This window comes from Streptosporangium minutum (assembly GCF_002149035.1).
GTDB lineage: Bacteria > Actinomycetota > Actinomycetes > Streptosporangiales > Streptosporangiaceae > Streptosporangium > Streptosporangium minutum.
Genome location: NZ_NGFP01000285.1, coordinates 1 through 11552, shown reverse-complemented (window position 1 = coordinate 11552; position 11552 = coordinate 1). Strand labels below are relative to the sequence as shown.

Annotated in this window: 12 protein-coding genes and 2 pseudogenes; 8 read left to right on the top strand and 6 right to left on the bottom strand. The window is 70.5% G+C overall.

Annotation, left to right across the window (positions count from 1 at the left end; genetic code table 11):
• Both CA984_RS38070 and CA984_RS38065 read right to left on the bottom strand, forming a co-directional pair.
• Nucleotides 1-452 (bottom strand): annotated as a pseudogene (locus tag CA984_RS38070) (hypothetical protein); the annotation flags it as partial.
• Nucleotides 449-928 (bottom strand): SigE family RNA polymerase sigma factor, encoded by a 480-nt coding sequence (locus CA984_RS38065; RefSeq protein ID WP_043655278.1) that lies wholly within the window; start codon nt 926-928, stop codon nt 449-451. The pseudogene CA984_RS38070 and the gene CA984_RS38065, both read right to left, overlap by 4 nt.
• 285 nt (nt 929-1213) lie before the next feature.
• Between CA984_RS38065 and CA984_RS38060 the strand changes: the two genes are divergently transcribed.
• The 5 genes from CA984_RS38060 to CA984_RS38040 all read left to right on the top strand — a co-directional run bounded on the left by CA984_RS38060 (nt 1214) and on the right by CA984_RS38040 (nt 5544).
• Nucleotides 1214-1564, top strand: a complete 351-nt coding sequence (locus CA984_RS38060) for a histidine triad nucleotide-binding protein (RefSeq protein WP_086578240.1) — start codon at nt 1214-1216, stop codon at nt 1562-1564.
• A gap of 91 nt (nt 1565-1655) precedes the next feature.
• A complete protein-coding gene (locus CA984_RS38055) occupies nt 1656-2720 on the top strand; it encodes a PhoH family protein (protein WP_086578239.1) in 1065 nt (354 codons plus the stop codon).
• Between the two features lie 43 nt (nt 2721-2763).
• A complete protein-coding gene (gene ybeY / locus CA984_RS38050) occupies nt 2764-3246 on the top strand; it encodes an rRNA maturation RNase YbeY (protein WP_086578238.1) in 483 nt (160 codons plus the stop codon).
• Nucleotides 3219-4547 carry a hemolysin family protein gene (locus CA984_RS38045; RefSeq protein WP_086578237.1) on the top strand — a complete coding sequence of 443 codons (1329 nt, stop codon included), beginning with the start codon at nt 3219-3221 and terminating at the stop codon, nt 4545-4547. Before ybeY ends, CA984_RS38045 begins: the two co-directional genes overlap by 28 nt.
• 340 nt (nt 4548-4887) lie before the next feature.
• Entirely contained in the window at nt 4888-5544 is a 657-nt protein-coding gene (locus CA984_RS38040) for a hypothetical protein (RefSeq protein WP_133061899.1), read from the top strand.
• A gap of 140 nt (nt 5545-5684) precedes the next feature.
• Here CA984_RS38040 and CA984_RS38035 read toward each other — a convergent pair whose 3' ends face one another.
• The 3 genes from CA984_RS38035 to CA984_RS38025 are packed head-to-tail and all read right to left on the bottom strand — an operon-like array spanning nt 5685 to nt 8419.
• On the bottom strand, nt 5685-6536 hold the full coding sequence (locus CA984_RS38035; protein ID WP_133061898.1) for a DUF4097 family beta strand repeat-containing protein: 852 nt from the start codon (nt 6534-6536) through the stop codon (nt 5685-5687).
• 12 nt (nt 6537-6548) lie between these two features.
• Entirely contained in the window at nt 6549-7190 is a 642-nt protein-coding gene (locus CA984_RS38030; RefSeq protein ID WP_086578234.1) for a response regulator transcription factor, read from the bottom strand.
• A complete protein-coding gene (locus tag CA984_RS38025) occupies nt 7181-8419 on the bottom strand; it encodes a sensor histidine kinase (protein ID WP_086578233.1) in 1239 nt (412 codons plus the stop codon). Before CA984_RS38025 ends, CA984_RS38030 begins: the two co-directional genes overlap by 10 nt.
• 146 nt (nt 8420-8565) lie before the next feature.
• On the opposite strand from CA984_RS38025, the gene CA984_RS38020 reads away from it, so the two are divergent.
• From CA984_RS38020 to CA984_RS38010, 3 genes are all read left to right on the top strand, one after another.
• The gene (locus CA984_RS38020) at nt 8566-8898 is read left to right on the top strand and encodes a cytidine/deoxycytidylate deaminase family protein (RefSeq protein ID WP_086578232.1); all 333 of its coding nucleotides are present in this window, start codon (nt 8566-8568) and stop codon (nt 8896-8898) included.
• Between the two features lie 17 nt (nt 8899-8915).
• Nucleotides 8916-9836 carry a GTPase Era gene (gene era / locus CA984_RS38015; RefSeq protein ID WP_086578231.1) on the top strand — a complete coding sequence of 307 codons (921 nt, stop codon included), beginning with the start codon at nt 8916-8918 and terminating at the stop codon, nt 9834-9836.
• Nucleotides 9837-10061: 225 nt separating this feature from the next.
• The gene (locus tag CA984_RS38010) at nt 10062-10337 is read left to right on the top strand and encodes a hypothetical protein (protein ID WP_086578230.1); all 276 of its coding nucleotides are present in this window, start codon (nt 10062-10064) and stop codon (nt 10335-10337) included.
• A 309-nt stretch (nt 10338-10646) separates the two neighbouring features.
• Here the strand turns inward: CA984_RS38010 and CA984_RS46690 are convergent.
• Nucleotides 10647-11552: pseudogene (locus CA984_RS46690) on the bottom strand (hypothetical protein); the annotation flags it as partial.

Genomic DNA, 11552 nt, shown 5'->3' with positions numbered 1-11552 from the left:
GGGGTGGCCTTCGGGGTCGGCGTGACCTTGGGCGTCGGCTTGGGCGTCGGCCTGGGGGTCGGCGCCGTGCTCCTGAAGTGGGTGGGCATCGGCGCGGGCTCCGTGGTGCCGGGTCCCGGCTTGGGCACCGCCGGAAGCCGGTCGTCGCCGTTCGAGGGGGCCCGCGAGGTCGCGGACAGGTCGGGTGAGGTCGACTGGGTGAAGTTGACGTCGCCCACCTGCCGGGTCACCTGCTCACGGAACTGCGGGACCACCATGACGACGGTGGCCGCCACCAGGACGGCTCCCGCGACCGATGCTCCGGCGCGCCACCACATCAGCCCGCGGAGCCCTCGTCTTTCTACGCGGGCACGGATGATCTCCAGTCCGTCGGGGGAGGGAACGACCGAGTTCGCCTCCGCACTGAGGACACGGCGGAGCAGCTCGCCGTACTCGTCGGGGGAGTCGGTCATGACAGTTGCTCCAGTGAGGTTCGTAGGGCGGCCATACCGCGAGCCGTGTGGCTCTTGACCGCGCCCTTGCTGATACCCATCGCATGGGCGATCTGCGCTTCCGACAGGTCTCCGTAGTAGCGCAGGACCAGTGCCTCCCGCTGGCGCGCGGGCAGGCCGCGAAGGGCCTCGATGACGGCGGACCGCTCGAACTCGCCGATCGCGCCGTTCTCGGCGCTCGGAGCGTCCGGCATGCCCTTGGGGGCGTACTTCTCCACGACCGCCCGGTGCCGGAGCACCGAACGCGATCGGTTGACGACCGATTGGCGCAAGTAGGCGAGTGCCTTGTCGGTGTCGCGCAGTCGACGCCAGGCGCCATGGATGGCGACGAACGCGTCCTGCACGACTTCCTCCGCGGTTGCCATATCGCGGACGAGCAACACAGCGAGACGCACAAGCGACCGATAATGCGCGCTGTACAGCGCGGTAACGGCCATGTCGGCATCCCACCCGACGGGCACCGCCCCGAGCGACCTGTCGGCCACGAGGGTCTCGGTGGTCACATCAGTGGGACGCTCGGCCTTCCCAGAGGGTTTACGCTCTTCCGGTTCATTAGGGGGCATGACCCAGTCGTGTCCTCGCCAGGCGGCCATATCGTGCGAATCGCAATGGTCTGTAGTTGTCGAAGTTTTGCATACCCACCTTATCTGCGTGGATCTTTCTTTGCTGACGATGGACCATCACCGATTGACAACGTCCGAGGGGGATAGGGTGCCTGCATGGTGAGCGAAGCCGACTGCCTGTTCTGCAAGATCGTGGCCGGGGAGATCCCCGCGAAGATCGTTCATGAGACCGATCGCACGCTGGCCTTCCGGGACGTCAACCCCCAGGCCCCCACCCACGTGCTGGTGGTCCCCAAGGAGCACTACCCGGACGCGGCCGCGCTGGCCGCCGCCGACCACGGGCTCGCCGACGACGTCATCAAGGCGGCGCACGCGGTCGCCGAGCAGGAGGGTGTCGCGGCCTCGGGATACCGCCTGGTCTTCAACACCGGCGCGGAGGCGGGCCAGACCGTCTTCCACGTGCACGGACATGTGCTCGGAGGGCGCGGCCTGACATGGCCGCCCGGATGAAACCGACAGGCGCGACAGCGTCGATCACGGATACGATGGCGTAGAAGTCCCACGCCGATATCTGGAGGCGAACAGGCCGAAAGGCCCGCCTATGTCCGAGACAAACGATTCCAGCAGAACCTCCCCACCGCGATCGAAGGGTCCCAGCCGGACCCAGGCGAAGGTGGTGATTCCGGACGATCACTCGATGGTCAGCCTGCTGGGCTCGCGCGACGAGCTGTTGCGGGTCATCGAGGGTGCCTTCCGCGCCGACATCCACGTCCGGGGCAACGAGATAACCATCACCGGCAGCCCGGAGGAGAGCAGCATCGTGGTGCGGCTCTTCGAGGAGCTGTCCGAGCTTGTCCAGGGAGGCGCGGAGCTCACGACGGACGCCGTGGAGCGCAGCATCGCGATGCTGCGGATGACCTCCGACCGGCCGGCCGAGGTGCTCTCCCTCGACATCATCTCCTCGCGGGGCCGGACGATCCGTCCGAAGACCGTCAACCAGAAGCGCTACGTCGACGCGATCGACAGGCACACCATCGTCTTCGGCATCGGTCCCGCCGGCACCGGCAAGACCTATCTCGCGATGGCCAAGGCCGTGAAGGCGCTCCAGGAGAAGAAGGTCAACCGGATCATCCTCACCCGCCCCGCGGTCGAGGCCGGCGAGCGGCTGGGCTTCCTGCCCGGCACCCTCTACGAGAAGATCGACCCCTACCTGCGCCCGCTCTACGACGCGCTGCACGACATGCTCGACCCCGACTCGATCCCCCGGCTGATGGCCGCGGGCACGATCGAGGTCGCTCCCCTCGCCTACATGCGCGGCCGTACGCTCAACGACGCCTACATCATCCTCGACGAGGCGCAGAACACCTCGCCCGAGCAGATGAAGATGTTCCTGACGCGGCTGGGCTTCAATTCGAAGATCGTCGTCACCGGTGACGTCACCCAGGTCGACCTGCCGGGTGGCACGCTGAGCGGCCTGAGGGTGGTGCAGGGGATCCTCGAAGGCATCCCCGACATCCACTTCAGCCGGCTGACCAGTGCCGACGTGGTGCGGCACAAGCTCGTGAGCGACATCGTGGACGCCTACGGGCGCTATGACGAGACGCAGCGGCAGAGCGCACCACAGGCGATCAAGGGCGTGGTCAAACGCCCTCGGGAGACAAGATGAGTACGAGCGAGCCGCGTGGCGCGCGAGGAGCGGTGAACGACCGATGAGCATCGAGGTCAACAACGAGTCCGGCGTCGAGGTCGACGAAGGACTCATCGTCTCGCTGGCCGGGCACGTGCTGGAGCGGATGGACATCAACCCGCTCGCCGAGCTGTCCATCCTGATCGTGGACGAAGAGGCCATGGCGGTGCTGCACGAGCAGTGGATGGGGGAGCCCGGTCCGACGGACGTGCTCTCCTTCCCGATGGACGAGCTGCGTCCCGGTCCGGGCTCCGGAGCCCGGCAGGAGGGCGACGCCCCCACCGACCCCGCGCTCCTCGGCGACGTGGTGCTCTGCCCGCAGGTGGCCGCCAAGCAGGCGGCCGAGGCCGGGCACAGCACCGAGGCGGAGATGGAGCTGCTGTGCACGCACGGCATCCTCCACCTGCTCGGTTACGACCACGCCGAGCCCGATGAGCACAAGGAGATGTTCGGCCTGCAGGGCGAGCTTCTGGAGTCATGGCGGGAGGTGCGCCCCCAGCGGTGAACCTCGCCAACGGGTGGTTGTTCTCAGCCGTCCTCCTCGTCGTGGTCGGCGGCCTGATAGCCAGCGCGGAGACGGCTCTGACCCGCATCTCACGGGTGCGCGCGGAGGAGTTCGTCCGCGACGGACGCCGGGGCGCCGGGCGCCTGCAGGCGATCGTCGCCGATCCACCGCGCTACCTCAACCTGCTGCTCCTGCTCCGGCTGAGCTGCGAGCTGATCGCCACGGTGATCGCCACGCTACTCTTCATCGACTGGCTCGGCGACCAGGGCTGGGCCTACGCGGCCGCGGCCGCGGTCATGATCGTGATCAGTTACGTGATCGTCGGCGTCTCCCCGCGCACGCTGGGCCGCCAGCACGCGGAGCCGATCGCACTCGCCAGCGCCCCCCTCGTGTACGGACTGACCCGGATCTTCGGGCCGCTCCCCAAACTGCTCATCCTGCTGGGCAACGCCGTGACGCCCGGCAAGGGCTTCAGGGAGGGGCCGTTCACCTCCGAAGCCGAGCTGCGCGACCTGGTCGACCTGGCGGAGGAGCGCAGGGTCATCGAGCCGGACGAGCGGGAGATGATCCACTCGGTCTTCGAGCTCGGCGACACCCTGGTCCGCGAGGTGATGGTGCCCCGCACCGACATGGTGTTCATCGAGCGCGGCAAGACGTTGAACCAGGCCCTGTCGCTCGCTCTGCGCAGCGGGTTCTCCCGCATCCCCGTGGTCGGCGAGAACGAGGACGACGTCATCGGCATCGCCTACCTCAAGGACGTCGTGCGCCGGGTGCAGGAGACCGGTGACGACGGCCGCGCCGAGCAGATCGAGACGATCATGCGTCCGGCCACCTACGTGCCGGAGAGCAAGCCCATCGACCAGCTCCTGCGCGAGATGCAGGCCCGCCAGATCCACCAGGCCATCGTCATCGACGAGTACGGCGGGACGGCCGGTCTGGTCACCATCGAGGACGTCCTCGAAGAGATCGTGGGAGAGATCACCGACGAGTACGACCAGGAGGTTCCCCGGGTGGAGCCGCTGGAGGACGGGTCGGTCCGGGTGACCGCCAGGCTCCCGGTGGGCGACCTGGCGGATCTGTTCGACATCGAGCTCGAGGTGGAGGACGTCGAGACCGTCGGCGGCCTGCTGGCCCACGCGCTGGGCCGGGTGCCGATCGCCGGTTCCGAGGCCGTGGTGGAGGGGCTCAGCCTGACGGCGGAGAGCCTCGCCGGGCGCCGCAACCGGATCGGCACGGTCCTCGTCAGGCGGACCGTCCAGCCCGAGCCCGACTCGGTGGGGGCCTCCGCGGAGAATGACTGAAAGAAGAATCTGAAGCAGGCGATATCCACCCAAGTGGTCCGCAAGTAATCTGCAAGCCGCGTCCGCCATTCTCATCTCACGGCACCCGGTCGCGCGGGAGCCGGTGGAGAGGTTCCCCGCGCCGGGAGGGGTTCGCGGCGCCGGGGACGGCTCCATGGGGGGAAGAGCGCGGATACGGCTTCCAGCTGATTCTGCGTCGCTCGCTTAAGGGTGTTCTCAGCCGCATAATGCGGTTGAGGGCACCCTTAGGCGTTTCTCGATGATTGCCGCTTTTGCCGAATGGGAAGAAAGCGGATCGGCGGGGACATGATTCCTCGCACGTGACATCGGGGGAACAGTCATGACGCGGGGGATTCGAACTGCCGTGGCGGCCGGGGTCTGCGCGGTCCTGGCCGGGGCCTTGGCGGCGTGCGGCGCCGGTACGGACCACACGGTGAAGGACGCCGGCTCGGAGCTGGAGCGGCTACGTGAGGTGTTACCGAAGGCACAGGAGTTACCTGACGGTTTCTCCGCCTGGCGGGGCGAGGGGTGGAAGCCCCCTTTCCGCCCGGCCGACCGTGACTGCCGGCTCGTCCTCGACATGGCGGGAGGCAGCTCGCCGGACCCGGCGCCGGGGGCCCGGGTGGACGCGACCTACCCGGGTGACGAGCTGGGAGAGCTGGCCGGGATCGGCCTGGCCTCCTACACCGGCGCCGACGCCGAGCAGCAGTTCGCCGAGCTGACCCAGGCCCTGGAGGGCTGCCCGGTCGCCAGAAGCCGCCTGGCGGGCAGGCGCACCTCCCTGAGGGTGTCCAGCCTGAAGCTGGACGCCGTCGGCGACGACGTGCAGGCCAAGCGGCTACGCGGCCGGCTGAACGGCTATCCCTACGAGATGCACGTGGTCTTCGCCCGTATCGGCGGCACCCTGATCTCGTTGGTGCACACGGGTATCGCCGACGTCGACGTCAGGCGGACCCAGCAGCTCGCCCAGTTCCTCGTCGACCGGGCAGCCGTCTGACGGGTCACCGGCATCACTGGCATCACCGTCGCCGGCCTTACCGCTGCCGGTCCTACCGCCGCGGGCCTCACCGCCGTCGGCCGTACCGCCGCGGGCCTCACCGCGGTCGGCCGTACCGTCGCCGGCCTCATCGCCGCAGGCTACGGCCGGTAGGGGAGGATCCACAGCTCGCCCTCGGGGGCGAGGGCGGTGATCCGCCGCGAGGCCGCCTGGTCCCGGCGGACCTCGACGACGCTCCTTCCGGCGCGGGCGTCCACCCTGTAGCCGTCGCCGTCCGGCACGGTGACCTCGACGTCGCCGCCCTCCCCGGCGACCGCCCTCACGTCCTCGGGGGCGCGCTGGAAGCCCAGCACGACGTCGCCCCTGCCGACCTCGACGTCGGCCACGGCGGACCGCAGGCCGGTCCCGGTCACCTTTCCCGACCCGGCCCGCGCCCGCAGCGCCCCCTCCGCGTCGGCCACGGTCACCTCGCCCGAGGCGGTGGACAGCCGTAGATCGCCCCGAACGCCGTGGGCGGACACGCTCCCGAAGTGGGTCGAGGCCTCGACATCGGTGGCGGAGGGCAGGGTCAGGGTGTACTCGGCGCGGCAGGGGGACTCGTGGGGCCGCACCTTCTCCGGGCAGCCGACGGTGAGCTGCAGCGTCCTTCCGTTCCACGTCTCGGACATGCTGGGCTTGCCCCCGGAGAGGCCGGGGGCGCCCTCGGACCAGATGATCTCCCGCTTCATGGAGATCTGTCCGGCCTTGCCGGGAACGATCGAGATGTTGACCCGCCCGCTGGTGCGCAGCACCAGCTCCGGCGAGGTGAACGTGTACTCGCGGACGGAGGCCTCCGACAGCGTCGCGGGACGGAGGAGGGAGGTGTCGTAGCGGTCGCCGGTCGCCTGTGTCCGGCTCACCTCGGACCATCCGGCCAGCGCTATGCCCGACACGGTCAGCGCGGTCAGCGCTCCGCCCACTGCGATCCAGGCGATCCGGACACTGCTTCGCATCGGCATCTCTCTTCAGACTTTCAGGAATCGCAGTACGGCGAGCACCCGGCGGTGGTCCTTGTCCGCGCCGGACAGGCCGAGCTTGGTGAAGATGTTGTTGATGTGCTTGCCGACGGCGCCCTCGCTGACCACCAGGGCCTCGGCGATCCCGGCGTTGGACCGGCCCTCCGCGATCAGCGCCAGCACCTCGTACTCCCTGCGGGTCAGCAGGTCCAATGGGTCGCTGTGCCTGCGGAGCAGGAGCTGGGCGACCACCTCCGGGTCCAGGGCCGTGCCGCCGGAGGCGACCCGGCGCAGGGCGTCCAGGAACTCGGCGACGTCGGCCACCCGGTCCTTCAGCAGGTATCCGATGCCGCTGGTCTCGGTGGACAGCAGCTGGGTGGCGTAGCGCTCCTCGACGTACTGCGAGAGCACGAGGATCGCGAGGCCCGGCCGCTGGTGGCGGAGCACGAGCGCCGCGCGCAGGCCCTCGTCGGTGTGCGAGGGCGGCATCCGCACGTCGGTGACGACGAGGTCGGGACCGTGTTCGTCCACGGCGCGCAGCAACTCCTCGGCGTCGGACACCGCCGCCACGACCTCCATGCCCGCCGAGCCGAGCATCCAGACGAGCCCCTCCCTGAGCAGGACGGAGTCCTCGGCGAGCACTACTCGCATGGCAGCTCCACTCTGATCGTCGTCGGACCGCCCGGCGGGCTGTCGACGTCCAGTGTCCCGTCCACCGAGCCGGCCCGCTGGGCCAGGCCGCGCAGTCCCGTCCCCCCGCCGAGACGGGCGCCACCCCGGCCGTCATCGGCGATGACCAGGTGGAGCCTGCCGTCGGCGCGCCGGACGGTGACCTCGGCACCGGATGCCCGGGCATGCTTGGAGACGTTGGTCAGCGCCTCCGACACCACGAAGAACGCGATCGCCTCGATCGTCGGCGACGCGCGCTCCGGCACGTCGACGCGGAGCCGTACGGGGAACGGGGCCCGTGCGGCGATGCCGGACAGCGCGGCGTCCAGGCCCTGGTCGTTGAGCACGGCCGGGTGGAGCCCGCGCACGAGGTCGCGCAGCTCCTTCAGGGCCTGTTTGGCCTCTTCGTGGGCCCGCACGATGGCCTGCCGCGCGGGGTCGGGCACGTCGGTGAGCGCGGCCCGGGCCATCCCCAGATTCATCGCGAGCGAGACCAGCCGCTGCTGGGCGCCGTCGTGCAGATCCCGTTCGAGGCGCCGGCGCTCGGCGTCGGCGGCGTCGACCACCTCGGCGCGGCTCTCCTGCAGGGTCTCCACCCGCTGGACCAGCCGGTCACTGAGGCTGGGGCCGAGCAGGGCCTCGGCGGCGATCACGTCCAGCGCGGTGACGCCGCGTGCGACCCACGGACCGGCGACGAGCAGGACCGCCGCGAGGAGGGCGGAGACCGCGATGATCGTGTACTCCTCCAGGATCCAGCCCTGGACGGCGAATTCCACCGCGATCAGGCTCCCCGCCCAGACCCCGATCACCATGATGAACCCGATCACGTTGATCACCGGTGACAGCAGGTGGTAGGCGAGCTGACGCCAGGTGCTCCTCGTCCGCGCCTCCTGGAGCAGCCGCTTCAGCGGGTTCCGCTCCCGGGGACACCGCGGCGACGGGGGGATGTCCACGTTCAGGAAGGCGAGGAATCGGGCCCGCTGCAACCGTGTGAGCAGCGGCACGGACCGGAAGAGCAGCAGCAGCGCGACCAACGGGACCACCACCGTCCCGACCAGCAGGACCGACAGCGCGGTCAGGCCCACGATCACCACCAGGGCCAGCAGGGAGATCGGAAGGCCCGTCACCACGTGCGAGGTCCGGAGCCAGGCCGGCGCTGACCAGTGGGCGCGGATCCGGTCCCAGGGGGTGGTCGGTTCGGTCGTGGGCATGGGACCACCGTAGGGACCGCGACCACCCGGCGACATGGGCGAGATATCCCGGAAAAAGGTGAGGCAGACTTCACCATGGGAGTGCCGTCCGGTATGCCGGGCAGGTCGGTTGGGCTCGGACGCCGCGCGCTGACTACCCTGGCGCTGTGAGTGACGCGACCCTCGACCCCGAGGACAACAAGATCATCGTTCTGGCCCGCTCCGCGCGGGCCCGCAACGGCGCCGCCGAGGGGGCCGCCGTGCGCGACGAGACCGGCCGGACCTACTCGGCGACCAACGTGGCCCTGCCGTCGCTGACGCTCTCGGCGCTGCAGGTCGCCGTGGCGATGGCGGTCTCCAGCGGCGCCGAGTCCCTGGAGGCGGCCGCGCTGGTCACCGCGGGTGACGGCCCGGCCGACGCGGACGCGCGGGCGGTCCGTGAAATGGGCGGCAAGACGCTGCTCGTGGCCACTCCCGACGGCACCGTGCGTCAGAGCTGAGGCCGACATCGGCGACAATGGTTGACGTGAGTTCCTCAGCTGCTGATTTCCACGCCGGTTTCGCCTGCTTCGTCGGCCGGCCCAACGTCGGTAAATCCACGCTGATGAACGCGTTGGTCGGCACGAAGGTGGCGATCACCTCCTCCAAACCCCAGACCACTCGCCGGGTCATCCGCGGCATCGTGCACCGCCCGGACGCCCAGCTCATCATCGTGGACACGCCGGGGCTGCACCGGCCCCGCACCCTGCTGGGCGAGCGGCTGGACAGCCTGGTGCTGTCCACGCTCACCGAGGTCGACGTGATCGGGTTCTGCGTGCCCGCCAACGAGCCCATCGGCAAGGGCGACCGGTTCATCGCCGAGAAGCTGGCCGCGGTCAAGAAGACGCCGGTCGTCGCCGTCGTGACCAAGTGCGACCTGGCGACCCGGGAGCAGATCGCCGCGCAGCTGCTCGCGCTCTCCCAGCTCGCGGAGTTCGCCGAGATCGTCCCGGTCTCGGCGAAGTCGGGGGAGCAGCTCGACGTGCTGGCCGGCGTGCTGATCGACCGGCTCCCCGCGAGCCCGCCGCTGTACGAGGGCGGCCAGCTCACCGACGAGCCCGAGCAGGTGCTGGTGGGAGAGCTGATCCGCGAGGCGGCGCTGGAGGGCGTCCGGGACGAGCTGCCGCACTCGATCGCGGTCGTCGTCGACGAGATGCTGCCCCGGGAGGGCCGTGACGATCTGCTCGACATCTACGCGCACATGTTCGTCGAGCGTCCGTCCCAGAAGGCCATCGTGATCGGGCACAAGGGCAGCCGGCTCAAGGATGTCGGCAGCCGGGCCCGCCAGCAGATCGAAGCGCTGCTCGGCACCCGCGTCTACCTCGACCTGCGGATCAGCGTCGCCAAGGACTGGCAGCGCGATCCCAAGCAGCTACGCCGCCTGGGCTTCTACGACTGATCCCGGCCCCGCCCGGCCCCGGCGTACGGCGGTGGCAGGCGTGACTCGCCGCAGGCGCTGCCGCAGCTCGCCGGCGTCCCGGCGCGGGCGGAGACCAGGGTGCCGGGCCGGGCCAGGGGGGAGCGCCGCCCCCTTCCGGGCCGCCGGCCGCGAGACCCGCCGCCACCAGGCCCGCGGCGGCATGTAAGGGGCGTCGGCGAGGAGGGCTGTCGTGGTGCCCGGGGTATGGACCCCACGGGGAACGACTACAGCGCGGGGGCCGCCATGACCGACTACACCACCTACACCCTGTGGATCGTCGAAGGGGACATCGGGCAGGACTCCGCCGGAAAGGACCTCTTCTCGCCCGACAGCCCGATCGACTACAGCGACCTGAACCCCGCGGCCCTGCTGTGGCTGACCGAGCACGGCTACGAGGACCCGGGCAGGCGCGTCGTGGTGACCCCGGCGGGCGAGGTCCCCAAGGGAGCCGTCATCGCCTCCTACGACGTGGCGCTCTGAGCTCTCCGCGACGGACGCCCCGCGACGGACGCCCCGGGCGTCTGTGACGCGGCGCCCCGGGTTCTCCGCGCCGCGGCGCCTCGGGCATCCGTGAACGGCCGGGCGTCTGTGGACGGCCGGGCTGTCCTCCTGGTGGGCGCCCCCGTTCCGCCGGAGCGTTTCCATATTGACGGCGGGGGCCGTGAGCTTGTTTCCTCCGGCAGTGCGCACCGGTAGTGAACAGTGCTGAATGTGCATGATCGCCGGTCAAACCTCTGATCATGTCCCAGGTGACGTCCAGGTGATCAGAGGATCCGGGAGGCCCGCCGTTCAGGGGCGGGCCTCGAAGGAGTTGAAGCTGACCTCCACGCCCGAGCCGCCGTGCCGGGCGTGGGCGAACATGCCGATGGAGCCGGAGGTGAACGGCCGTTTCCTGTCGAGCCGGGAGACGACCTTCCTGCCGTTGACGCTCAGGCTCAGGCTGGTCCCCGCCTCACCGCTGCGGCAGGCCGCCTGCAGGACGATGAGCCGGGCGGGGCGCAGACCAGGGACCGGCACGTGTTTCACCGAGGCGGGCGCTTCCCCGCTCTTGACGATGGAGGCGTCACCGCTGCTGGTGATCGAGAACTCGTAGCGCCTGGCTCCCTCGTCCAGACCCCGGCAGAAGACGCCGAAGTCGCCCTTGCCGCGCAGCATCCGGACCTTCGCGGTGATGGTCGTGTTCTTCACCGGAGCGGTCAGGGGAGCGATGACCGGGAGGTAGGCGTCGGCCTTGGCGGTGATCCGGTAGGCGCCCCGGGACGCCCGGTGCCTTCCCTCGCCCGAGGCCGCCGTGGTCCAGCCGCGATCCGCGCCGCTGAAGTCGTCCCGGAACGGCAGGGCCCGCGCCGTCGCGGGCTCGGCGGTGGGTGCCGCGGAGGACGGCGGCGCGGTCGGACCCGGGGACGGGGAGAGCGCGGCCGTGGGCCCCGTCGCCGGGTCCGGCACGGGCTGGGCGGTGTCCCCCGCCGCGGCGGCCGGCTGGGCCGCAGGCGTATCGTCGGCGGGGTCCTCCCCGGCGGGCATGAAGAAGGCGATGCCGGCGATGACCAGCGAGATCGCCACCCCCGCGAGGATGGGAGCGGCGATCGACCGGCCCCACCGGGCCGAGGGGACGGGGCCGTCCGCGAGGGCCGGGCGCGGAGGCGGGGGCCAGAGCGCGCCGGGCGGGTCCGCCGGCCGTACGGGATGCGGGTC